Raw genomic sequence first — 24,194 nt, 5'->3', positions numbered from 1 at the left:
CACCGTGCCGTCGCACGGGGCGGTCCACCGGCTGCCCGCCGGGGCCGACGCCGGGACATGCCGCGCGCGGCTTGCCGCCGCGACAGGCGCAGCCCAGCGCGTGTGGACGGAGCACGTACCGGGCCCTTCCGGCAGCCCGCTCGCTGCCGCACGCCGTGACCGGGAACTCTGCATCGCACTGAGCCCGGCGGGACCGGCCCTCCGGGCGACACTGCTGGAGTACGGCGACGGCGTCAGGGATCTCGTGGTGGTCGCGCGGGCGGACCGGATCGACCGGGCGGAGCTGGACCGCATCGCGGCGGCCGTCACCGGAGGTGAACCGTGGCCCGCCACGCCCGCAGCACCCGGACGGGACACCGGTGTGGGCACGGGCACGGGCACGGGCGTGGCGGAGTTCACCGTGGCACTTCCCGCGCTTCGCGAGTGCCTCCGGCTCACGGACGACGTCGTCGCGCTGGTGGCCCTGCTGCTCGCCCGGACCGCCGAGCACCCCGCGGTCCTCGACGTGATCACCCCGTCCGGGACCGGGACCAGAATGGTCTCCCCCCTGGGACCGGAGACGACGACGGCCGAGTTCCGTGCGGCCCACACGTTTCCCGAGGGCACCGTGCACCCGGACAGCCAGGAGGCCGCCCACCGCGTCACCGTCCACATCGATCCCGCGCCGCGGACACCCTCCGAACTGCGGTACCGGCCCCGGCTCTGCGACGGCAGCGCGCTCACTCTGCACGTCCAGCCCGACTCCGCCGGCGTGGTCGAGGTGCGCGGCTGGCGCCGGCACTCCGCCCGCCTCCCCGGCGTACGCCACCTGCCGTCGATGCTGACGTCCGTGAGCGAAGCCGTCGCGGGCGGGAGTCCGTCAGGCCGTGCCGGCGACTTCCCGCTCCTCGATCCCGACGAAGCCACCCGGATCGTCGCGCTGGCCTCGGCTGCCAGGACCGGCCCCGCACCGGCGGCGACCATCCCCGATCTGGTCCGTGCACAGGCCGCCCGGTCCCCGGACACGACCGCGGTGACCGACGGCGGGGCCGGGCTCAGCTACCGCGAACTGGTCGAGCGCGCCGACGCCGTGGCCGCCGGACTGCGCGGGCTCGGCGTACGCCGTCGCACCCGGGTCGGCGTCTGCCTCGACCGGTCGGCGGACCTCGTGGTGACCCTGCTCGCCGTCCTCTCGGCGGGTGGAACCTACGTGCCGCTCGATCCGGCCCACCCCCGCGCCCGGCGGGAGTACCTCACACGGGACACGGACCTCGAAGTGGTGGTCGTCGGCTCCACCGGCCCAGACGGCGCAGACAGCGCAGTCCCGGACCGGCGAGCGGTCACCCTTGCGGCGCTCGAAGCCGACGGGAGACGAGCCGGGAGCAGACAGGAGGCCACAGCTGACCACCCCCGCGCCGGCGATCCCGCCTACGTCATCCACACTTCGGGTTCGACGGGCCGGCCGAAGGGCGTGGTGGTGCCGCACCGCAACGTCACCGCCCTGATCGGCGCCACCCGGGAGGACCTGTCGCTCGGCTCGGAGGACGTGTGGACGTGGTTCCACTCGTTCACATTCGACTTCTCGGTGTGGGAGATCTGGGGAGCGCTGGCCACCGGCGGACGGCTCGTGGTCGTGCCCTATCTGACGTGCCGCTCCCCGGAGGACTTCCGAGGGCTGCTGGCGCGGGAGCGCGTCACCGTGCTCAGCCAGACACCGTCGTCCTTCCAGCGGCTCATCGACCTCGAACGCGCCGGCCCGGCGCTGGAGGGCGTACGGCTGGTGGTGCTGGGCGGAGAGCCGCTGGACGCGGCGAGGCTCATTCCGTGGTTCGACGTGCACCCGGAAGCCCGGTGCCGAGTCGTGAACATGTTCGGAATCACAGAGACCACCGTGCACGTCACCGCTCACACCGTGACCCGCGGTGACGCGCTGTCGGCCGGCCGTACGGTCGGTGGACCGCTGCCGGGATGGGGAGTGCGGATCCTCGACAGCGCCCGGCACCACCTGCCGACGGGGGTCAAGGGGGAGATCGCGGTGACCGGTGACGGGCTGGCACTCGGCTATCTCGGCAGGCCCGAACTGACCCGGCAGCGCTTCGTCCGCGACCCGCTCGACGGCGCGCCCATGTACCTCAGCGGGGACCTGGGCGTCCTCCGGGACGACGGCACCCTGGAGCACCACGGCCGCATCGACGGCCAGATCAAGGTGCGGGGGCACCGGATCGAACCGGGAGAGGTCCGGCACCACGTCCTCGCCAGCGGTTACGCCGCCGACGCCGCCGTGCTCGCCGTGGCGGACGGGGAGGACGCCGACGGCGCCCTGCTCACGGCGTTCGTGGTTCTCACCGGCGGCGACCGGCGCGAGCTCCGTCGTCACCTGGCGCGGTCGCTGCCCGACTACCTCGTTCCGGTCGTCGTACCCGTCGGGGAGATCCCGCTGACGCCCAACGGCAAGGTCGACGAACGCGCCCTGGTCTCCCTCCACGCTGCGCCGCCGGCGCCCGACGGGACGGCTGCACCGGCGGCGGACGGCTCGGACGAGGCCGAGCACAGGTTCCTCACGACCTGGCGGGACGTGGTGAACACGGACGCCGGGATGGAGGACGACTTCTTCGACCTCGGGGGCAACTCCCTGCTGGCGCTGCGCCTCAGCAGGGAGCTGCGCGACCGGGGTCTGCCTGTCGACGTGCCGACGATCTACCGTCTGCGCACCGCACGCGAACTTCTCCAGCACATCGCGTCGGGGTCGTCGGGAGTTTGATCACGCCGTACGCCGGCGGGCGGCGTCGAGCCCGAACACCCCCGGAACCTCATCATCGCCACGGTCCCCACGAGAGCGTCCGACAAGGGCCGCCACCTCGGCACGGGAGGACACCGTCAGCTTGCGGAAGATGCGCCCCAGATGGGTCTCCACCGTCTTCTGGCTGATCGACAGGGCCCGCGCTATGCGCTGGTTGGTGCAGCCCCGGCTGACGAGGACCGCGACCTCCACCTCCCGGTTGCTGAGCATGCCCAGCGGCTCCCTGCGGGCACCGGCCGCGCTCGCCCCGGCGTCCGGGCCCTGGCTGGCCGCCGCACGTGCACGTCCGGCCAGAGCGAGAAGATGGTCGCTGTCGGTCTCAGCGGCGGACGACTCCGCCACTCGTGCGTACTTCGCCGAGGCGTCGGCGTCTCCGGCGGCACGGCCGTGCCGGGTGAGCAGTTCGGCCAGCACCACGGCGTGCGCGCGGAAGCCCCGTTCCTGGGAGACCTTCAGACCGCGTCCCGCGTGGCGTCCGGCTGCGCGCACACGGTCGAGTTGCAACTCGGCCTCCGCCAGCCACACCAGCCCGTCGAGATGGCATGCGACGGCCTCGTCACCGGCTTCGTCCAGCAGCAGCGCGGCGCTCGTGGCATGGAAGGCGGCGCCCATCGGCACCGGGCCGGCCGAGCCGAGGGCGGCCTTGGCCAGCAGCGCACTCAGCCATCCCCGTGTCACGGACGGCACCGCGCCGAGGAGGCTCTCGGATTCCGACACGCTGTCCGGCGAGACGCGCCGCCCGGCCCGCAACTCGCTCGCGATCCGCGTACCCATGAGAACCGCCCGGTACGAGTCGGACAGGTTCCGGCTCCGCGCGACGTACTCGGTTGTCACGGCGGCGCCCGCCTGCGGCCGTCCCAGCATGTCCTCGCACCAGGCGTGCCACTGGGCGGCCTCGACCCGGTCGGGCAGGGTGCGGTCGGGCCACGGCCGCCCCAGCAGCTCCAGTGCCCGTACGAACCGGCCCGTCAGCGCGAGCGCGCTGCCGCAGACCACGGCGGAACGGCTGGACTCCTCCGGCACCGCCGCGGCAGCCTCCGACCACACGACCGCCGCGGGTGCGTTGGACCACCGCCGCCGCGCAGCCGCCTCGACCAGCGCCCCGGCAGCCGGCCTCCGGCTCTCTGCCGCAGGCCGGCTCCCGCCGGCCGCGGCCGCCCGCTCCTGGGCACCGACCAGCCAGCCGGCCCCGGCCACGCAATGCGCAGCCGCGCGCTGGAGCCACGTGCTGAAGCGGAGATCGGCCAGCGACGTGTCCATGGTGAAGATGTCGAACCGCACCAGTTCGTCCATCGCGTCGCAGAACTGATCGCCGACATCGGCCACCCTCCGCAGCAGCTTCACGTCGAACGGCTCCGTCAGCACCGTCCCCGCCCCGGCGACGTGCAGCGCGGTCTCGGACAGCCGGTGGAAGTCACGCACCGCGCCGGTCAGCACCTCCGGCGAGAGCGCCGGAGGTGCCAGGGAACGCGCGCCGCGCTGCTTCAGGGCGTCCGCGCAGGCCGTCAACAGACCGGGGTTGCCCCGGCATTGGGTGAGAATGCGGGCGCTCTCCTGCCAGTCCAGGTCCGCGGGCAACAGCGTCAGCGCCTCCTCGGCCGGCAGCGGCTGCGGCACGGCCCGCACGACGCGCCCGGCGCCGACGCCCTGGTCGAGGGCCGCCAGCAGGACATGAGGCGTCTGGCGTGGGCGGTGCGCGACGACGAGGCTGACCCGCCCGCCGGGCCCCCGCCCGTCGGCGGAATGCCGGACCAGGTGCTCCAGCAGCCGCACGGAGGCCGCATCGGCCCACTGCACGTCGTCCAGGACGACCAGCAGCCCGCCGGAAGGCGCACTCGCGCACAGCTCCCGGCGGAGCGCAGCGGCCAGGTGACGACCCGTCCGGTCCCGGCAGTGTCCGTCCAGCATGCTCGTCCGCAACCAGGGCGCTCCGGCGAAGCCGTCCGCACCGCCGGCCGCCGGTGCTGCGGGCAGCGCGTCCAGAAGGTCCAGCAACAGCCCGTAGGGGCAAGGAGGCTGAGTCTCCGGCGGGTGCGCCGCTGCCACCGTCGTGCCCCGGGCGCGGGCCCAGGTGACGATGTCGGCCAGCATCGTGGTCTTGCCCGCACCCCGGTCGCCGCGAATCTCGACCACTTCGGGCAGGTCGCGCCACGGGAAAGACGATCTGTAACGCGTCATCGTTGACGCAACCCCCCGAGTTGTCGTCACTCCCCGCCCATTGGCAGAGCACGAATCAAACAGACAGACAATAGCACTCGCAGTTGACCTGCCAGGCGTGATAACGCTTCTCGCGCGGGTGTTGACGTACCGTCAACCCGAGGCCGGCGCCCCTCACCCCCATCGGATAAGGTCCCGTCATGCCGCTCCGCACCGACCGCTGCGGCGGTCCGATTCCGGCCACAGAGGCAGACGAAGCGGCCCACCGGCCACGGCGCGCGAACATGAGGTTCGCGGTGACGTGGCTGACATTCGCGGTCCTCACCGCGGTCACGTTCTCGATCGCCTTCAACTCCGCCACGCCCGGCGACGACCGCGAGGCGGGCAAGCGCGCTCTCGCCACCACGAAACGCCTGCAGGAGCACGGCTACCGCCACGTCGGAACACCCCAGCTGGCAGCCGCCATGGGCGACGTGCAGCGCTCCCTCACAGCCGTCCCGGGAGTGGACGTCACACGGCAGCGGGCTTCCGGAACCGTCCGTCTCGAGGAACGCGACGTGACGTACTCGGTGAGCAACGTGATCGCCCGAATAGCCGGGAAGAGCCCAAAGACAGTTCTCGTCAACGCTCATGTGGACGCACCCCTCGAGAGCCGTGGCGCAGCCGACGACGCGGTCAACGTCGGAGCCATGATCGAGGCGGCACGCGCGCTGAGCCGGGACAGACCCGAGCACACGGTGGTCTTCCTCTTCAACGGCGGGGAAGAGGCGGGGTTCACCGGCGCGGACGCGTTCACCCGCCACCGGTGGGCGCGCGACGTCAAGTGGTACTTGAACATGGAAGCGATCGGGGCCGGCGGTCTGCCGGTGCTCTTCCAGGCATCGGCGAACAGCGGCGGCCTGGTGGACGCGGCGGGGGCCGCCCCCCGACCGCTCGGCTCCGTCGTCGGGCAGCAGCTCTTCCAGACCGGGCTGCTCAACTCCGACACCGACAGCCGCGTGTGGCGGGAGGCGGGCTGGCAGGGCATCGACTACGCCCCCATCGGCGACGGTTACGTCTACCACACGCCGCTCGACCGCGTCGGCCGGATTCCGCCGGGCACAGCGCAGGCCGCGGTCGACACGGTCACCGGCGTCGTGGCCGAGCTGGACCACCCCGAAGCCTCGCCGGCGCCCTACTACTTCGACCTGCTCAACCGGGCCTGGGTGACGTTCGACCCGGTCGTGCCGGTCATCGGCTCGGCCGTCCTGTCAGCCGCGCTGGCGGGCCTCGTACTGCTGGAACGCCGCCGCGGACGTGTCCGGGCCCGGGCCGTCCTGCTCTCCGCCGGGCTGGCGACCGGCGGACTGCTCACGGGCATCGTCGCCGGGCTCGCCGTCGGGGGGCTCACCTGGCTGACGCAGGGGGAGTTCTCCTGGTACGGCAGGCCGTGGCTGATCGGTCTTCTCCACATCCCCGCCGCCGTCGCGGGGACCCTTGCTCCGCTGGCGCTGCTGCGGCGTTCCGGACGCGCACGGGCCTCCAGGCAGGAGGCCACCCTGACGGTTGCCCTGGGCGTGACCGCCGCGGCGACCGTGCTCAGCTGCGTCACGGCCTGGGCCGGCGTCAGCGCCGCGTACCTGCTGTGGACCTTCAGCGCTCTGCTGACGCTCGCTCTGTGGGTCTCCGCGACGCTCGGCCGGCGGTGGGCGGCATGGCCGGTGGTCGTGGCCGTTGCGGCGCAGACCCTCCTGGCGGCCGAGTTCGTACGCAACATCTACACGCTGCTCGTTCCGCTGCTGGGCCGCGAGTCGTTCGCCGTCCCACCCGACGTGATCCTCGGTGCGCTGACAGCCGTGGTCGTCTTCCCCCTCGCACTGGCGGTCGCGGTGTTCGCCGTGCATGCCGGACGTCCGCGTCGCGCGCCGGCCGCGCCGGCCGCGCTGGCCGTCGTACTCGTCACGGGCCTCGTGGCGTCGGCGGTGCTGCCGCCCTACACCCCGGAGCGTCCGAAGCACCTGATCCTCATGCAGGAACAGACAGCCGGCGGCACGCGGATCCTCCTGGAGAGCGACGGCCCCCAGTCGGCCCGGTCACTCGGCCTGCTGCAGGACGCCGCCGACGCGACGGGCCTGCGAGTGCGCGGGGACGCGCTGCTGGCGAAGCCGAGAACCGTGCCGTCCGGCAGGGTCAGCTTCCGCCGGCCGAGCGACCGGGAGTTGACGATCGACGTCGGCGCCAACGCGGCCCCCAGAGTTCGGATCACACTCACCGGTCCGGTCCTGTCGGTGAACGGCCGTTCTTGCGACGGGCAGGAAGCCACGGTGGACGTGGTCGGACGCCCGGAGGGGTTCACCGCGACGGTGCGGACGGGCGGACCCGTGACCGCGCTGGTCGAGCAGACCTTCAAGGGGACGGGAGCTGACGCCGCCCGGGTGGCCAGGAGCATGCCGGAGTGGACGGTGTCCGGGTCGAGGACGATCGTGGCGGACCGCTTCCGGGGATGAACGGGCACCTGCCCGCGGGCCGCCCTCACTTCCGCCACCGCGGACGAGGGTGCGTGCACCAGAGCCGTGCCGGCCGACTTGACATTCTCCTCCCCACGCGGGGTGCCGCCCCCTCAGATGCGGGTAAGTCACGCCCTGCGGCCGGTCGTTGGGCGAAGGAGTGGCGCGACGAACTGGACCGCAACCGGGAATTGGTGGCCAAGCATGTGGGGCGGATGGACACGATCCCGCGCAAGCTGCCGCTCGCAGGCTTCGGCGCCGGCCAGTTCCGTGCGCGCGGGCGCGTGCACGGCGCAACGTCCCGGATACGCAACCCCAAGGAACGGTTGGCACGCCTGACGGAGAACGCCGTCGCACGTCCGGCGGACCCGCCGGCCTTCACTGCCAGCATCGCCACCGCGGACCAGGAGCCGGCCAACGAACTGGGCCCCGGTCACGACGGCAATCCACCGCGGACGGGAACGACCATGTGCATTACGTGTATGTGGTCCGCCATCCCCGCCGTGACGAGATCGTCGAGGCCCTGAAGGGGTACGGCATCTCACCCAACATCAGCTATCCCTGCCCGGTCCGCACGATGACCGGCTTCGCGCACCTCGGCTACGCCAGGGGATCGCTCCCGGTCACGGAGCGACTGTCGGACGAGATCTTCTCGTTGCCGATGTATCCGGCACTGCCCACCGACGTCCAGGACAAGGTGACCGCGGCCCTGCACGAGGTGCTGGCCGAGCTCTGAGCGGTGGGGACGCAAGCCGTGGGCAGGAGAGAGACCTGCCCAGCCGTCAGCCAGGTCCGGGCGGCACCCCGGATTCTCCCCGGGGCCGGCCCGGACGCAGAGAGCGCCCCTCGCGAAGATCGCGAGGGGCGCTTCGCCGTGGGCGTCAGTGCACTCCGAGGGACTTCAGAACCCGCTTCTGAGCTGCGGAAAGCCGGGTGGGGAAGTAGAGGTAACACACGCCGCCCGTCGCGGACTTGACCTCGCCCTCCTCGTCCTTGCGCTTGGTGCGCAGCCAGATGTTCTCCCACTGACGGCGCTTGTAGACGTGCCGGACGGCCTCGTTGTCCTCGGACGCCGGGTCGTTGGCGACGACGTCTCCGTCCTCGGTGAAGCCGACGACGGTCATCAGGTGGCCCGCCGTGCCGTATCCGGCGCCGTCGAGTTCGGACTCGATGAAGGACTGCGAGGTGATGACGGGGATGCCCGCCGCCACCAGACGCTCCACGTCCGTCAGGCTCCCGAGCCGGGTGACGACCCCCTGCATGTCCCGGTACGTGGCCGCGTAGGCGACGTTGAAGGGCCAGTTGCCGCACCCCTCGTACTGGTAGTCGAAGGTGTGGCGGGCCGCGTGGCAGACCTGCGGGTCGGCGAAGTCGGGATCGACCCACTCCAGGTCCCCGGCGGAGGGCTTCCGGCCCCAGTACTCGATGATCATCTGGGACGAGGTGGGGCTGCACCACGCCTCGCCGCCCCCGTCGTACTCCGGGTACTGGCCCTTGTGGATCTCCTGCGAGTACCGCGGCACGTCCAGTTCGACACCGCGCGCCGGACCGGGCTCGGAGGCGGGGACCTCGAAGCGGTCGGGGACGTCGGAACTCATCGCGCTCAGCCGCCACACCGCCGGCTCGGCGCCGCTGCCCACGGCGCGGTGGAGGGTCAGGCGCAGCTGGTAGGCCACCAGCCGCAGGCCGCCGGCCAGGTCGTCGATGGCGAAAGTGTCGGTCCACACGCTGGACTTGTCGTCGCTCTGGTCGTCGACGGACGTACGGCGCGGTACGTCCCCGCCGTCTCCGGAGGTCCACACGCCCATGGTGTACCAGGGTGTCCGCGTGCCGTCCGAGTAGAGGCCGTGGAGTTCCACGCGCAGCCAAGTGCCCTTGGGGGTACGGGCGTTCCAGGAGGTGATGACCTCCCCGGCGTCGACGCCGGGTTTGCGCAGCGGCGAGGTCCACCTGGCGTACTCCCACTCGGCGCTCTCTCCGGTGTGGGGGTCCTCGTACTCGACCGTGCCCTGTGCCCGCCCGAAGACGACGGCGGGACGGCGTCCGCCGACGACCCGTACGCCCTCGGCCCTGCCCTCGACCCAGTCGCGGTAGCGGCTCCAGCTGTGCAGGTGGACATCCGAGGCGCCACGTCCCGCCCGTGCCGCGGTGCTGCCCGCCGCCCGCGCGGTCAGCCGCGCGCTCGCGGTGGCCTGGGGCGCGGATGCGACGCCGGCCGCGGTGGCTACGGCGGCGGCCAGTACGGTGCGGCGTGCGGCGGGTCTGCTGTTCATGGCCATAGATCCCTCAACTCGGTTCCCATGCGGCGGCAGGTGCGCGTCAGAGTGCCACTATCGCCGGTGGAGCGCCCCCCGGGCCAGAGCACCGGGCATCGGCCTGGCACCAATATTGGTGTGGACCAGTGACGGTCCCGGTGCTCCCCCGCCCGTACGCTGGGCCGGATGAGCCCGTCCGCGTCCTGCGCCCCGTCCGGCTCCCCGGCCGCGCCCCTCCCCCGTCTCGCCGCCCGCCTGAGGGCGCTGCCGCCCTCGTGCGGCCCGGTGCGGCTCGTGGCGGTGGACGGCCACGCCGGCTCGGGCAAGACCACATTCGCCGCCCGCCTCTCTGCCGAACTCTCCGGTGCGCCCGTACTGCATCTGGACGACCTGGCGACGCACGAGGACTTCTTCGGCTGGGACGGGCGGCTGGTGCGGCAGATCCTCACGCCCCTGGCCGGGGGCCGCCCGGCCCGCTGGACGCCTTACGACTGGACGGCCGGCGCCTTCCCCGAGGGCGCCGGCGCCGCCTCGGTGCTGCCGCCGGAGCCTGTCGTGCTCATCGAGGGAGTCGGGGCGGGGCGCCGCGCGCTGCGCCCGTATCTGGCCTGTCTGCTGTGGATGGACATGCCGCGGGAGCGGGCGTGGGAGCGGGGGCTGCGGCGGGACGGCGCAGGGCTGGCGCCGTTCTGGGCGGAGTGGACGCGCGCGGAGACCGCGCACTTCGCGGAGGACCCCTCGTATTCGTCTGCGAATTCTCTGGTGCGGGCGGGACGAGAGGGTTTCGAGGTGAGGGCGGGGCCCGCGGGAGACCGCTGACAGTCCCAACTCGTCACCCACGGTGACCCGTTGGGTGTCCCTTGTGGGTGCGCCGGGTGCCGTGCCGCAGAGCCGCTTGACCCGGGAGCATCCGAGGAATTACTTTTCCAACAGGCGGTCTGTACAGGTCGCCTGCAGACGCGAAGCCCCCGGTTGTTCCCCCGTGATCGGGGGCTTCGTTCTGCCCGCGCCCGGGCCCGCGGGGGTCTCACCCGCCGCCCGGGATCACCGTTCGTGACCGTTCGTGACCGTACCGGAGTCCCTGCTTCAGCCCTTCCTCCCGCGCCCGCACCGCCCTTCGGCGGCGACAACCTCGCAGGTACGATGCGTAGGCGCGCGTGACATCGGGCAAACCAGGGTCAGCCGGCCCCAATTCCCTCCCGGATCACGGACATTCGTCCGACGCCTCTCCGGTCCTCCGGTGCAGGGACGTCCCGGAGCTCGACATGACCGGGGATGCAGCGGGCGGCCGTCGGCGGATGGCGGGGGTTACGTTTCGTGGGGGACGTGATGGATTACGGCACGCACAGCGGCCAGCACCTGCACGCCCCTGCCGATCTCGCGTGGCTGCGCGGCGTCGACGCCTACACCGTGGGCCAGTACGCACAGGCCGAGGAGGAGTTCCACACGGCGGTCCGGCTCGACCCGGGCATGGCCGACGCCTGGCTGGGCCTGCACGCGCTGCGCGCGGACACCCCCACGGCACTGCTGCGCATGTACCACCACCGGCGGCGCTTCGGCGAACAGCGCGCACGCTACGCGCGTGACCTCAACTCCTGGTACTGGCTGGGCTGGTGGGTGCAGCCGGTACTGGAGAGCGAACGCGACCTGCTGCTGGCGCACGCCTCCCACTGGCTGGACGGGCGGCACGTCGCCGAGCTGGACCGGGCACTCGCCGACTGCCCGCCGGTGGAGACCGATCCGCAGGTGCGCTTCCTGCACGCGTGCCGCGCCTACCTGGCCAAGGACTGGGAGCGGCTGGTCGCACACACCGAGGTCCTCGTCGACGATCCGCTGCTGGGCATCGAGGCGGGCCTGTTCGCGGGGATGGCGCGCGTACGCCTGGAGATGTACGGGCAGGCCGAACCGCTGCTCTCTGCCGCGCTGATGCGCTGCCGCAGCGAGCAGCCGCAGCGCAAGGAGCTGCGTTACTGGCTGGCGCGCGCCCGCGAGGGCACGGGGCGCAGCGCCGCCGCCCTGCCGCTCTACCGCGCCGTGCACCGTATCGATCCGGCCTTCATGGACACCGCGGCCCGGCTGACGAACATCGCCGAGGGCGACGGTCTCGGCGAGGCCGGCGACCTGGCCACCGCGATCACCCTGGCCGGCACCGGCAGCGGACAGGGCGGCGGCATGGAGGGCATGGAAGGGCTGGACGGGCTCGGCGAGAGCATCGAGCCAGGCGTGGAGTCAGGCGGTGCCGGGGAGCCGGCCGCCGGAGAGAGCGCTCCGGGCCCCGCCGCCCCTCCCGGCGGGCTGGAGGTGCCGGACCCGGCGGAGGGCGCCGACCCCGACGTCGACCCGGGCGCGGACGCGCTGCGGCTGGAGGACTCCGGCGACCCCGCCGAGCCCGTACGCGTCGACTCCGACGCCGTACGGGGCCGTACGGTGCCGCACGCCACCGACGCCGGCACCGAGCGGGTGCTCACCGGCCCCTCGGACCCGGCGCTGCTGGCGCAGGCGCTGGAGGAGCTGGAGCGGATGGTCGGCCTGGAGCCGGTCAAACGCCAGGTGAGGGCGCTCTCGGCGCAGCTCCACATGGCGCGGCTGCGTGCCGCGCAGGGACTGCCGGTACAGCCGCCGAAGAGACACTTCGTCTTCTCGGGGCCCTCGGGTACGGGCAAGACGACGGTGGCACGAATACTCGGACGGGCGTTCTACGCGCTGGGACTGCTCGGCGGCGATCATCTGGTGGAGGCCCAGCGGGCCGATCTGGTCGGGGAGTTCCTCGGGCAGACGGCCGTGAAGGCCAATGAGCTGATCGACTCGGCGATGGGCGGCGTGCTCTTCGTCGACGAGGCCTACGCCCTGGCCAACTCCGGCTACAGCAAGGGCGACGCCTACGGCGACGAGGCGCTCCAGGTACTGCTCAAGCGCGCCGAGGACAACCGCGATCAGCTCGTGGTCATCCTCGCCGGCTACCGGGAGGGCATGGACCGGCTCCTGGCCGCCAATCCGGGTCTGTCCTCCCGCTTCACGACGCGCGTCGACTTCCCCAGCTACCGGCCGCTGGAACTGACCGCGATCGGCGAGGTCCTGGCCGCCGAGAACGGTGACCTGTGGGACGAGGAGAGCCTGGAGGAGCTGCGCAGCATCAGCGGCCACGTCGTCGACCAGGGCTGGGTGGACGAACTGGGCAACGGCCGCTTCCTGCGCACCCTCTACGAGAAGAGCTGCGCGTACCGCGACCTGCGGCTGTCCGGATATCCGGGCGATCCCGGCCGGGAGGATCTGGCGACGCTGAGGCTGCCCGACCTCATGCAGGCGTACGGTGAGGTGCTGTCCGGGAGGGGCCCCGACGGTCCCCGTCCTGACCCTCCTCCGCCGGTCTGACGGAGGCCTCCGCGCGGCCGGCGGGCTCCGTGGCCGTAAAGCGATCGGTGCCGCCACCCGGGTGCGGGGCACCTCCTGTCTGCCCGTCGCCCCCGGCCTGCACCGGTGGGTGCTTCCGCTGCGGCGGCGGCCCGCCGGACCGGTGCGCCGGGTCGTGCATCTCGCCGAGCAGCTCTTCCAGTACGTCCTCCAGCGCCGCCAGGCCCAGCACCCGTCCCGAGGCGTCCGCGACGGCCGCGAGGTGCGAGGCCGCGCCGCGCATCGCCGTCAGGGCGTCGTCGAGGGGGACTTCGGCGCGCAGGGTGGTCATCGTGCGCCACAGGTGCTGCGGAACGGCACGGTCGTGCTCGGTGAGGTCGAGGACGTCCTTGACGTGCAGATAGCCCATGAAGGCGCCGCCGGGCGCGCGGACGGGAAAGCGGGAGTAGCCCGTCCGTACGGTGAGGTCCTCGATCTCGCGCGGGGTGACACCGGGAGGGACGGCCACCAGGGCACCGCCCTCCAGCAGTACGTCCGTCACGGGGCGGGAGCCGAGTCCGAGGGCGTCGGAGAGGCGTTCGTGTTCCGCGTGGTCCAGCAGGCCGGCCTGCCGGGAGTCGGCGAGGAGACCGGTGAGCTGTTCGCTGGTGAAGACCGCCTCGACCTCGTCCCTGGGCTCGACGCGGAATCCGCGAAGGATCAGCCTCGAGAGGGACCCGAAGGCCGCTGTCACCGGCCGGCAGAGCCGGGCGAAGGCCACCAGGGCGGGGCTCAGCCACAGGGCGGTGCGCTCCGGGGCGGCCATGGCCAGGTTCTTCGGCACCATTTCGCCGATGACGAGGTGGCAGAAGACGACGGCGGCGAGCGCGATGGCGTACCCGGCGGGGTGGATGAGTGCCTCGGGCACACCTGCCGCGTGGAAGACCGGCTCCAGCAGGCGGGCGACGGTCGGTTCGGCGACCGCTCCGAGGGTCAGTGAGCACACGGTGATGCCGAACTGCGCCGCGGCCATCATCTGCGGCAGGTTCTCCAGGCCCTCGAGCACCCTGCGGGCGCGGCCGGCACCGGCGGCGGCCAGTGGTTCGATCTGGCTGCGGCGCACCGAGACCAGGGCGAACTCGGCACCCACGAAGAAGCCGTTGCCCAGCACGAGAAGGGCGGCGAGGAGGAGTTGAAGGGCGCTCACCGGCAGCTCCCCCCGGCCGCCGGGGCACTTCGCCGAAAGGCGCGGTCACCGGCACCGGCAGGACGGCTTCCCCCGGAGCCGGCGCCCCGCGAACCGTCCTGCGGACCGCCCTGCGCCGTACGCACGATGCGGACGCGTTCCGCGCGGTGGTGCGCCACGTGCCGCACCCGCAACAGCCAGCCCGCCGCGCCCCCTCCGCCCGGCAGCCGCGCCGTGTCCCCGGGCGCGGGGATGCGGCCGAGGCGGTCGGCGACGAGCCCTGCCACCGTCTCGTACGGACCCTCGGGAGCTTCGAGCCCGATGCGGCGCAGCACGTCGACCCGGCACCCGCCGTCGGCGTCCCACGCGGGACGTCCCTGGGCGTCGGGCGGTGCGGGGGCCAGCGCGGGCAGGGCCTCGCCGTCGTGTTCGTCACGCACCTCCCCGACGAGCTCCTCGGCGATGTCCTCCAGGGTGACGACTCCGGCCGTGCCGCCGTACTCGTCGACGACCACGGCGAGGGGTGCCTCGCGGCGGAGCCGCTCCAGCAGCGGCTGGACGGGAAGGGTCTGCGGAACGAGCAGCACGGGAGCGGCGATTCGGGCCACGGGGGTGCGCAGCCGTTCGTGGGCGGGGACGGCGAGGGCGTCCTTGAGATGGGCGATACCGGTGATCTCGTCCATCCGGTCGCCGTAGACGGGGAAGCGGGAGAGGCCGGTGGCGCGGGTGAGGTTGAGTACGTCCTCGGCGGTGGCGCCGCCCTGCAGGGCGCATACCCGCAGCCTTGGGGTCATCACGTGCTGGGCGGTCAGCGCCGTCAGTGACAGCGTCCTCACGAACAGGTCCGCGGTGTCCTGCTCGATGGCTCCGGCGCGTGCGGAGTGCCGGGCGAGGGAGACCAGTTCGCCCGGTGTGCGCGCGGACGCCAGCTCTTGGGCGGGATGCACGCCGAAGGTGGCCACGATGCGGTTGGCGACAGCGTTGAGGGCCGAGATCAGGGGCCGGAACGCGGCGGCGAAGAGGCGCTGCGGGCGGGCGACGAAAAGGGCCACGGACAGCGGTCTGGAGACGGCCCAGTTCTTGGGGACCAGCTCGCCCAGGACCATCTGCACGGACGAGGCCACCAGCATGCCGGTCATCACGGCCACGCCCGGCACAGCGCCGTCGGGCAGTCCGGCGGCGCTCAGCGTGGGGCTGAGCAGGTGCGCGAGGGCGGGCTCGCAGAGCATGCCGACCACCAGCGAGGTGAGAGTGATGCCGAGTTGAGTGCCGGAGAGCTGGAAGGAGAGCTCGCGCAGGGCGGCGGTGACGGACCGGGCCCGGCGGTCGCCCTCGGCGGCGGCACGTTCGGCCTCGGGGCGCTCGACGGTGACGAGGGAGAACTCGGCGGCGACGAAGAAGCCGTTGGCCAGGATCAGCACGAAGGCAGCCGCGAGCAGTACGAGCGAGAGGGTCATGCTGCGGCTCCCCGGACTTCCGGGGGAGGCACAGCGCAGGTACTACAGGACGATCCGTCCATTGCCGGCGGTGGTCACTCCTCGGGTAGGGGGTCACGGAAGCGGGGTGCGGCCGAGAGCCACCCGGACCAGCGTAATGGCCTCTGCCCGGTACTGGGCAGAGGCACTGGCCGGACGGCTCGGTTCCGCTTCCGGGTGTACGCGGGCGTGCGGAGCGCCGCTCAGCCCACGGTGTCCCCGGTGCCGTGCTTCTCCGCCAGGGCACGCAGCGCGCTCGCGTCGGCGACGGCCTGCTGTTTGGCGATCCCCGGCTGAATGCCCATGGCGGGAAGGCTGGTGCCGTCGGCGAGGTCGAGCGAGACCCAGGGGTCTCCCGAGCGCAGATTCACGCGCAGCACTTCCGCCCATTCGAGGCGGCGCCTCCTGGTCAGGTTGACGACGGTGATCCCGTCCTCGTCCGCGGTGACGTGCGGACGCGAGAGCAGCAGCAGTACGCCGAGGAAGAGCACGCCGGTGAAGACGAAGCTGAGCCGCTCCCCCGGACTCGTCGTCGGCACGATCAGCCCGACCAGGGTCAGCACGGCGCACACCGCCGCACCCACGGCGACGAGGACGACGCGGGTGCGGGTCGGCCGGAACGTGACGGGCAGAGCGGGCGGTTCACTCATCTGCGGGACTCCTGGCTGCTGCGAGGGCGGTGCCCCCTCCACGGAGGGTCCGCGAAGGAGGGCGGGATCACCTCGGGAGACCGGCACGTCCTACAGACGGCAGGCGTGGATGCCGGTGGTGAGGATGGCGCGTGCGCCCAGTTCGTAGAGATCGTCCATGATCCGCTGCGCCTCGTTCGTGCGCACCATGGAGCGTACGGCGACCCAGCCCTGGTCGTGCAGCGGGGAGACGGTGGGCGACTCCAGGCCGGGCGTGAGGGCCACGGCCGCCTCCAGGTGCTCGGCGCGGATGTCGTAGTCCATCATCACGTAGCGCCGCGCCACGAGGACGCCCTGCATCCGGCGGAGGAACTGGCCGGTCTTGGGGTCGTCGCCGGCCACGTCCAGACCGCGTACGACCACGGCCTCGGAGCGCAGGATCGGCTCGCTGATGATCTCGAGTCCCGCGTTGCGCAGAGTGGTTCCGGTCTCGACGACGTCGGCGATGACTTCGGCGACGCCCAGTTGGATGGCCGTCTCCACGGCGCCGTCCAGCCGGACCACGGACGCCTCGACCCCGTGGTCGGCCAGGTGCTTGGTGACCAGCCCGGCGAAGGAGGTGGCGACGGTCATGCCGCCGAGGTCGTGCACCGTCGTGGCCGTGCCGGGGGTGGTGGCGTAGCGGAACGTGGAGCCGGCGAAGCCGAGTTGGAGGATCTCCTCGGCCTGCGCCCCGGAGTCCAGCAGCAGGTCGCGGCCGGTGATGCCGATGTCGAGCTTGCCGGAACCGACGTACACGGCGATGTCGCGGGGGCGCAGGAAGAAGAACTCGACCTCGTTCTCGCTGTCGACGAGCACGAGTTCACGGCGGTCCTTGCGCTGCCGGTAACCCGCCTCATGGAGCATCTCCACCGCAGGCTCGGACAGTGAACCCTTGTTGGGGACGGCGATGCGCAGCATGGTGCGGGCTTCCTTTGCGTGTGTGGTGCGGGCGCTTGCCCGGATGTGCCGGAGTACTGTGTGTGCCGGAGTGCTGTGTGTGCCGGGGCGTGTCCGCGTCCGCAGGACGGGCGCGGCGGGTGCCGGGGCGGACTCAGAGGTGAGCGTATACGTCCTCGAGGGAGACGCCGCAGGCGATCATCATCACCTGAAGATGGTAGAGGAGCTGCGAGATCTCCTCCGCGGTGCGCTCGTCCCCCTCGTACTCGGCGGCCATCCACACCTCGGCCGCCTCTTCGACGATCTTCTTGCCGATGGCGTGCACGCCCTGGGAGGCGAGTTCCGCGGTGCGTGAGGTGATGGGGTCGCCGGTGGCGGCCTTGTGCTGGAGCTCGGCGAAGAGCTCCTCGAATGTCTTGTTCGCCATGGTGCCCCCAACTCTACGTGCCCTCCCGCGGCCGTCAGCGCCAGGGTTCGGCCACCGCGCGCAGCACCGCCGCCGTGGCCACGGCGGCGGTGACCGCCTCGTGGCCCTTGTCCTCGGTGGAGCCCTCAAGACCCGCCCGGTCCAGGGCCTGTTCCTCGGTGTCGCAGGTCAGCACTCCGAACCCGACGGGGACCGCGCAGTCGACTGAGACCTTGGTGAGCCCCTGGGTGACGCCCTGGCAGACGTAGTCGAAGTGCGGGGTGCCGCCGCGGATGACGACGCCGAGCGCCACGATCGCGTCGTACCCGCGGTCCGCGAGGACCTTGGCCACGACGGGCAGCTCGAAGCTGCCGGGGACGCGCAGCAGCGTGGGCTCATCGATGCCCAGTTCGCGCAGCGCACGCAGCGAACCGTCCACGAGGCCGTCCATGACCTCCTCGTGCCACTGTGCGGCGATCACTGCCACACGCAGGTCGCCGCAGTTCTTGACGGTCAGTTCGGGGGCGCCCTTGCCGCTCACGTTGCTCCTCGCCTCTTTCGCCGGATTGTTCTCGTCATCTGTGCCCGCCCTGCCCGCGGGCCGTGCCCGCGCTGTGGGGACGGTCACCCCGCCGTCACTGGGTGCCGCACGGGGAGGCGGGTTCCGCGTCCAGCCACGGCAGATCGTGGCCCATGCGGTCCCGTTTGGTGCGCAGGTAGCGGACGTTGTGCTCGCCCGCTTCCACGGGCATCGGCTCCCGCGCGTCGACCCGCAGCCCGTACCGCGTGAGCGCCGCGGTCTTCTCCGGGTTGTTGGTCATCAGCCGCAGCGAGCGGACGCCGAGATCGGTGAGCATCCGGGCGGCCGCGGCGTAGTCGCGCGCGTCGGCGGGCAGCCCCAGTTCGAGGTTGGCGTCGAGGGTGTCGCGTCCGCGCTCCTGGAGTTCGTACGCGCGCAGCTTGGACATCAGCCCGATGCCCCGGCCCTCGTGCCCGCGCAGGTAGAGCACCACGCCTCGGCCCTCGCGCTGGACGCGCTCCAGGGAGGCGTCGAGCTGGGTGCCGCAGTCGCAGCGCTGCGACCCGAAGACGTCGCCCGTGAGGCACTCGGAGTGCACCCGCACCAGGACGTCCTCGCCGCCCGTCTCCGTGAGGTCGCCGGCGACCAGGGCGATGTGCTCGACGCCGTCCGCCGAGCGGTATCCGTACGCCCTGAACTCGCCGTGCGGCGTCGGCAGCCGGGTCGTCGCCTCGCGGTGGACGGTGGGCTCGGCGTCGCGGCGGCGGTAGGCGATGAGGTCCTCGATGGAGATGACGGCGAGGCCGTGCTTGCGGGCGAAGGGCAGCAGTTCGGGCAGCCGCAGCATCGTGCCGTCCTCACCGGCGATCTCGACGATGGCGGCGGCGGGACGCAGCCCGGCGAGCCGCGCCAGGTCCACTCCGGCCTCGGTGTGTCCGGCCCGGGCGAGGACACCGCCGGGCTGGGCGCGCAGAGGGAAAGCGTGCCCGGGACGTACGAAATCGGCAGCCGCCGACCCGGGATCGGCCAGCAGCCGGATGGTGGCGGCGCGGTCGGCGGCGGAGATGCCGGTGGTGACGCCGTGCCGGGCGGCGGCGTCCACGGAGACGGTGAAGGCGGTGCCCATCGCCTCGGAGTTGCGCTCGACCATCTGGGGCAGGTCGAGCCGGTCCAGGTCGGCGGCCTCCATGGGCGTGCAGATCAGGCCACGGCACTCGCTCATCATGAAGGCGACGATCTCGGGGGTGATCCGCTCGGCGGCGACGATCAGGTCGCCCTCGTTCTCCCGGTGCTCGTCGTCGACGACCACGACGGGCCGGCCGAGCGCGATGTCGGCTATGGCACGCTCGACGGGGTCGAGGGCGAACTCCTCCGGGCCCTCCCCCTCCGGCACGCCCGCCGCGTCGCGGTCCGCGTACCGGCCCGGGGCCGCGCCCGTCTCCGCGCTGCTCATACCTGCGCTCATGCCTGCGGCTCCTTCGTCCGGCCCGCTCGGGGCCATCGTTCGGGTCGTACGGGATGTACGGGACGTACGGGACGGCTGCCGGTCCGCGCGGTCCGCTCCGGTCACGGGAGTGCTCCTTCCGCGGAGGTCCGCTCCCCGGCGGGCGTCTGCGCCGAGGCCGTCCGCGTACGCAGCCACCAGCTGCGCAGGCCCCACAGCACCAGTCCGAGGTAGATGACGTAGACCAGTCCGGAGAAGGCGAGTCCGCTGCTGAAGGCCAGCGGGACGCCGACCAGGTCGACCAGCAGCCAGGCGAACCAGAACTCCACCAGTCCCCGCGCCTGCGCCGTCATCGCGGCGAGCGTCCCGACGAAGATGTACGCGTCCGGCCACGGGTTCCACGACAGCGCCGGTACGAGCGTGAAGAGCGAGCCGACGGCCAGCGTCCCCACGAACGTGCCGGCGAGCAGGACTCCCCGCTCGCGGCCGCTCGCGAAACGCACCGGCACCGAACCGTCCCGGCTGTCTTCCCTGCCGCGCCGCCACTGCCGCCATCCCCACAGGGCGACGACGATGACCAGGAGCTGTTTGCCCACACCGCCCGCGAGCTGCGCGGAGGCGTACGCGCAGACGAGGACGACGCCGGAGAGCACCTGGACGGGCCACGTCAGCAGGGAGCGGCGCCAGCCCAGCGCGAGGGCGGCCAGGCCGATGACGTTGCCGATGAGGTCGGAGTGGATGACGTGCTGGCCGAATGCCGTGAACGCCTGGCTGTTGAGCCACTCGAAGGCGCTCACCGCAGGGCTTCCTTCGCGTCCCCCTGCTGCCGGCCGCCCGCGGAGCCGCCCGGGCCGCCTTCCCGCCGGCGCCCGTCGTGGGTCAGCAGCCGTTCGACGTACTTGGCCAGCACATCGACCTCGAGGTTGACCGTCTCTCCGGGCTTCTTGAGGCCGAGGGTGGTCAGCTCCAGGGTGGTGGGGATGAGGCTGACGGTGAAGTGCTCGTCACCGGCCTCGACGACGGTGAGGCTGACGCCGTCGACCGTGATGGAGCCCTTCTCCACGATGTACCTGGCCAGTTCCGGCGGCAGTGCGACCTCCACCGTCCCCTCGGCGGTGCGCCGCGTGAGCGTGCCGGTGCCGTCGACGTGCCCCTGCACGATGTGACCGTCGAGCCTGCCGCCCAGGGCCATCGGACGTTCCAGGTTGACCCTGGAGCCGGCCACCAGGGCGCCCAGGCAGGAGCGGGAGAGGGTCTCGGAGACGACGTCGGCGGTGAACTCACCGCCGGCGGCCTCGACCACGGTCAGGCAGACGCCGTTGACCGCGATCGACTCGCCGTGCCGCACGCCGTCGGTGACGAGGGGGCCGCGCACCCGGAGGCGGGCGGCGCCCGGCAGTTCGCCGACGGCGACGACCTCACCCAGCTCTTCGACAATTCCGGTGAACACTCAGGACTCCTCGGTGGCAGCGGCGGGGGTGACGGGAGCGGCGGTGGACACGGCGGCGGCAGCGGCGCCCGCAGCGGTCCCGGCGCGGGCGGCGGCAGCGGGAACCGCTGTGATCCGCAGGTCCGGACCGGTGTGGACGGTCTCGGTCACCTTCAACCGCAGCGCCTGCGCGATGGTGACGATTCCCGCGCCGCCGAGCGCGGTGGGTCCGGCGCCCAGCAGTACGGGAGCGACATAGCCGATGACCTCGTCCACGGTGCCCTCGTGCACGAAGGCACCGGCGAGCGTCGGGCCGCCCTCCAGCAGCACCGAGCGGATCTCGCGTGCGTACAGCGCCTCCAGCAGCGACGCCAGGTCCAGGCCCGCGCGTCCGCCGGCGGCCCGTGGCAGCCGCAACAGCTCGGCGGCGCCCTCGAGTTCACCGGCGGCGGCGTCCTCGGCGACGGCGACGAGGGTGGGTGCGGCGTCGTCGAGGACGCGCGCGCCGGGACGTACGGCCGCCGCCTCCGTGTCGACCACGACACGCAGGGGCTGCTCGGCTCCCGGCACGCCCCGCACCGCCAGGTGGGGATCGTCGGCACGTGCCGTCCCGGAGCCGACGATCACGGCGTCGGTACGGGCACGCAGCCGGTGGACGTCGGCGCGGGCCTCCTCGGAGGTGATCCAGCGGCTGGAGCCGTCGGCGGCGGCGATGCGGCCGTCGAGCGAGGCGGCGTACTTCCACACCACGTAAGGACGGTGCAGCCGCATCGCGGTCAGCCACGCGGCGTTGCCCGCCGCGGCCTCGCCGGCCATCAGCCCCCGCTCGACGTCCACGCCCGCCTCGGCCAGCCGCTGCTCAGCCCCGCCCCCGAAGGCGGGATCGGCGACCGCGTAGACGACGCGGGCGATCCCGGCCTCGATGAGGGCGGTGGTGCACGGGCCGGTACGGCCGGTGTGGTCGCAGGGTTCGAGGGTGACGACGGCGGTGCCGCCGCGGGCGTCGTCGCCGGCCTCGGCGAGGGCGTGGATCTCGGCGTGCGGACCGCCGGCGCGCTGGTGCCAGCCCTCACCCACGGGGCGGCCGTCACGGCTGAGCACGACGCAGCCGACGACGGGGTTGGGGCTGGTGGATCCCAGCCCGCGCGCGGCGAGTTCGACCGCTCGGCGCATGGCAGCACGTTCGGCCGGTTCGGCGGACGGTGATGACACTGCGGCGTCGGTGGCCACCGGGTCTCTCCTGCCTCTTCGGGCACGGACTCCGGGGCATGTGGGATGTGTACGGGCCGGGTCGGAGAACACCGCCGGAGGGAGGGGAAGTTCCCGAGGGGCCGCCCCGTCCCTGAAGGACGCGGACGCACCGCCCGGATACGGCGGTGTACCGGTCTCGGCCCGCCGCGCACTGCCTCCCATCCGGACTTTCACCGTCGGTCCAGGAATCTCACCTGGTCAACCGGTCGCTGGCGGCGAACGGGTCGCGGACTGTAACCGCCGGTTCGGACTTTCACCGACCCCGGAGTGCGCTGACGTCACTGGTACGCCTCCAGTCTGCCACGCCGCCGGGCGGCCCATGCTGCCGCGGTCTGTGTGCTCACTCACAGACCGCTCACGCACCACGGTCGCCGCGGCGGCACCGCCGCTTCCGCCACCGCCGCTCGACGGGTTCGGTCCCGTTGCCGGAATCCCTTGTCCCGCCGCGTGTGACCGCCCGTACAGTGTCCCGGATCGCGCGGGCAGAAGCGGCGCGCGGAAGTGGACGCGCGTACGGCGCGGGACACAGACGCACAGGCCGGAGGAGCCCGTACATGCAGCAGACCGCCATCGACGGCGCCACCCGCAGGGCCCGTCGCGCGATCTCGGTCGTCTTCGCCGCGCACGGCGCGGTCAGCGGCAGCTTCGCGACAGCCATCCCCTGGATGAGAGAGCATCTCGCTCTCGGTCCGGGCTGGCTGGGCGTCGCGCTGGTCTTCCTGACACTGGGCGCCTCCGCCGCGATGACGCTTTCGGCGGGCATCGCACACCGCTACGGGCCGCGTCGCTCGATGGCGTGGCTCTCCGTGTTGTGCTGCGCCTCCGTCGCACTGCCCGCGCTCGCCCCCTCGCTGCTGTGGCTGTGCCTGGCCCTGTTCGTCTACGGGTGCGGGCTGGGCCTGATGGACGTCGCGATGAACGCGCACGGCGTGCAGATCGAGGAGCGCTACGGACGTTCGGTGATGTCCGGGCTGCACGGGATCTGGAGCGTGGGCACGCTGCTGGGCGGCGCGGCAGGCACCGCCGCAGCGCACACGGGCCTGGACGGCCGGGTCCAACTCGCCGTGGCCGGGCCGGTCCTGGCAGTGGTGGCGGCCGTCGCCAGCCGGTGGGCGCTGGACGTACGCGCGTCCCCCGAGGGCGCCGCCGGGGACGGCGAGCACGGTGCCGAGAAGCCGCCGAACTTCGCGCTTCCCGGGCGCGGGGCGCTGGCGATCGGCTTCATCGGGTTCTGTGCGGTCTTCGCGGAGGGCGCCTCGATGGACTGGTCGGGCATCTACCTGCGCGACGTCACGGACGCCGGCCGGGGACTCGCCGCGTCCGCGTTCACCGCCTTCGCCTGCACGATGGCCGTCGCGCGGCTGGTGGGCGACGCGGTCGTACGGCGGATGGGCGCGGTGCGGGCGGTGCGGACGGGCGGATGCGTGGCGGCGGCCGGCAGCGCCCTGGTGGTCCTCTCCAAGACGCCGGCCCCGGCCGTCGCGGGCTTCGCCCTGATCGGCGTGGGTGTCGCCGTGGTGGTGCCGCTGTGCTTCGCGGCGGCGGGCCGTACCACTTCGGGCTCTCCGGGCCAGGAGATCGCGGGGGTGGCGACGCTCGCCTACGCCGCGGGACTGGCGGCGCCCGCGGCGGTGGGGTGGATAGCGGAGGCGACCTCGCTGACGGTCTCCTTCGGGCTGGTCACGGTGCTGCTGCTGGGGCTGGTCCTCGGTGCCGGGGTGCTGCGTACCGGGCCGCATCCCGCGGCTGCGGGAGCGGGCCCGGCGGCCGGAAGGGAAGACCTGGCCCCGCCACGGGCGGCACCGGGCACGGAGCAGGCGGCCGACGGCACGGAGAGCGACGAGGAGGCCGGGAGCAGACGGCCGTGAGGTGCCCGCCCGCCCGGAGCCGGTGGAGGAAAATGCGTCG

17 protein-coding genes, 1 pseudogene and 1 riboswitch are annotated in these 24,194 nt (G+C 72.8%); of the genes and pseudogenes, 6 read left to right on the top strand and 12 right to left on the bottom strand.

The window, feature by feature from the left end; all coding sequences use genetic code 11:
* The first annotated feature begins 4 nt into the window (after nt 1–4).
* Nucleotides 5–2,740, top strand: a complete 2,736-nt coding sequence (locus H343_RS0114205) for a non-ribosomal peptide synthetase (RefSeq protein ID WP_486586898.1) — start codon at nt 5–7, stop codon at nt 2,738–2,740.
* Here the strand turns inward: H343_RS0114205 and H343_RS0114200 are convergent, their stop codons facing one another.
* Nucleotides 2,741–4,957, bottom strand: a complete 2,217-nt coding sequence (locus H343_RS0114200; protein ID WP_028431703.1) for a LuxR family transcriptional regulator — start codon at nt 4,955–4,957, stop codon at nt 2,741–2,743.
* A gap of 275 nt (nt 4,958–5,232) precedes the next feature.
* On the opposite strand from H343_RS0114200, the gene H343_RS0114195 reads away from it, so the two are divergent.
* Together H343_RS0114195 and H343_RS0114185 are read left to right on the top strand one after the other, a co-directional pair.
* Nucleotides 5,233–7,422, top strand: coding sequence for a M20/M25/M40 family metallo-hydrolase (locus tag H343_RS0114195; protein ID WP_158679561.1), 2,190 nt, complete (start codon nt 5,233–5,235; stop codon nt 7,420–7,422).
* 445 nt (nt 7,423–7,867) lie between these two features.
* Nucleotides 7,868–8,158: pseudogene (locus tag H343_RS0114185) on the top strand (DegT/DnrJ/EryC1/StrS family aminotransferase); the annotation flags it as partial.
* A 145-nt stretch (nt 8,159–8,303) separates the two neighbouring features.
* Here H343_RS0114185 and H343_RS0114180 read toward each other — a convergent pair.
* A complete protein-coding gene (locus tag H343_RS0114180) occupies nt 8,304–9,695 on the bottom strand; it encodes a peptidase C39 family protein (protein ID WP_028431699.1) in 1,392 nt (463 codons plus the stop codon).
* A gap of 168 nt (nt 9,696–9,863) precedes the next feature.
* Here H343_RS0114180 and H343_RS0114175 point away from each other — a divergent pair, with 168 nt between their 5' ends.
* Both H343_RS0114175 and H343_RS0114170 read left to right on the top strand, forming a co-directional pair.
* The gene (locus H343_RS0114175) at nt 9,864–10,496 is read left to right on the top strand and encodes a hypothetical protein (RefSeq protein WP_051265189.1); all 633 of its coding nucleotides are present in this window, start codon (nt 9,864–9,866) and stop codon (nt 10,494–10,496) included.
* 510 nt (nt 10,497–11,006) lie between these two features.
* Nucleotides 11,007–13,049, top strand: a complete 2,043-nt coding sequence (locus H343_RS0114170; protein ID WP_199778922.1) for an AAA family ATPase — start codon at nt 11,007–11,009, stop codon at nt 13,047–13,049.
* Here H343_RS0114170 and H343_RS30555 read toward each other — a convergent pair.
* The 10 genes from H343_RS30555 to ribD form a co-directional block, all read right to left on the bottom strand.
* Nucleotides 12,973–14,214 (bottom strand): hemolysin family protein, encoded by a 1,242-nt coding sequence (locus H343_RS30555; RefSeq protein WP_078505596.1) that lies wholly within the window; start codon nt 14,212–14,214, stop codon nt 12,973–12,975. The genes H343_RS0114170 and H343_RS30555 overlap by 77 nt on opposite strands.
* Nucleotides 14,211–15,650 (bottom strand): hemolysin family protein, encoded by a 1,440-nt coding sequence (locus H343_RS0114160; protein ID WP_028431696.1) that lies wholly within the window; start codon nt 15,648–15,650, stop codon nt 14,211–14,213. The genes H343_RS30555 and H343_RS0114160 overlap by 4 nt, the downstream gene beginning before the upstream one ends.
* Before the next feature lie 221 nt (nt 15,651–15,871).
* On the bottom strand, nt 15,872–16,318 hold the full coding sequence (locus tag H343_RS0114155; protein WP_028431695.1) for a PH domain-containing protein: 447 nt from the start codon (nt 16,316–16,318) through the stop codon (nt 15,872–15,874).
* A gap of 90 nt (nt 16,319–16,408) precedes the next feature.
* Complete coding sequence (gene hisG / locus H343_RS0114150) at nt 16,409–17,257, bottom strand: ATP phosphoribosyltransferase (protein WP_028431694.1); 849 nt, start codon at nt 17,255–17,257, stop codon at nt 16,409–16,411.
* Nucleotides 17,258–17,390: 133 nt separating this feature from the next.
* Nucleotides 17,391–17,663 (bottom strand): phosphoribosyl-ATP diphosphatase, encoded by a 273-nt coding sequence (locus H343_RS0114145; protein WP_028431693.1) that lies wholly within the window; start codon nt 17,661–17,663, stop codon nt 17,391–17,393.
* Nucleotides 17,664–17,697: 34 nt separating this feature from the next.
* A complete protein-coding gene (gene ribH / locus H343_RS0114140) occupies nt 17,698–18,183 on the bottom strand; it encodes a 6,7-dimethyl-8-ribityllumazine synthase (protein ID WP_028431692.1) in 486 nt (161 codons plus the stop codon).
* A gap of 94 nt (nt 18,184–18,277) precedes the next feature.
* Nucleotides 18,278–19,627 carry a bifunctional 3,4-dihydroxy-2-butanone-4-phosphate synthase/GTP cyclohydrolase II gene (locus tag H343_RS0114135; protein WP_486586897.1) on the bottom strand — a complete coding sequence of 450 codons (1,350 nt, stop codon included), beginning with the start codon at nt 19,625–19,627 and terminating at the stop codon, nt 18,278–18,280.
* Between the two features lie 101 nt (nt 19,628–19,728).
* The gene (locus H343_RS0114130; protein ID WP_028431690.1) at nt 19,729–20,403 is read right to left on the bottom strand and encodes a nicotinamide mononucleotide transporter family protein; all 675 of its coding nucleotides are present in this window, start codon (nt 20,401–20,403) and stop codon (nt 19,729–19,731) included.
* Nucleotides 20,400–21,056 (bottom strand): riboflavin synthase, encoded by a 657-nt coding sequence (locus tag H343_RS0114125; protein WP_028431689.1) that lies wholly within the window; start codon nt 21,054–21,056, stop codon nt 20,400–20,402. Before H343_RS0114125 ends, H343_RS0114130 begins: the two co-directional genes overlap by 4 nt.
* The gene (gene ribD / locus H343_RS30550; protein ID WP_051265250.1) at nt 21,057–22,208 is read right to left on the bottom strand and encodes a bifunctional diaminohydroxyphosphoribosylaminopyrimidine deaminase/5-amino-6-(5-phosphoribosylamino)uracil reductase RibD; all 1,152 of its coding nucleotides are present in this window, start codon (nt 22,206–22,208) and stop codon (nt 21,057–21,059) included.
* 222 nt (nt 22,209–22,430) lie between these two features.
* A riboswitch (FMN riboswitch) is annotated at nt 22,431–22,561 on the bottom strand.
* Nucleotides 22,562–22,840: 279 nt separating this feature from the next.
* Between ribD and H343_RS30545 the strand changes: the two genes are divergently transcribed.
* Entirely contained in the window at nt 22,841–24,154 is a 1,314-nt protein-coding gene (locus tag H343_RS30545) for an MFS transporter (protein ID WP_078505592.1), read from the top strand.
* Nucleotides 24,155–24,194: the final 40 nt, after the last annotated feature.

The organism is Streptomyces sp. TAA204 (genome assembly GCF_000424965.1).
This window is presented reverse-complemented; position numbering and strand designations above follow the sequence as displayed.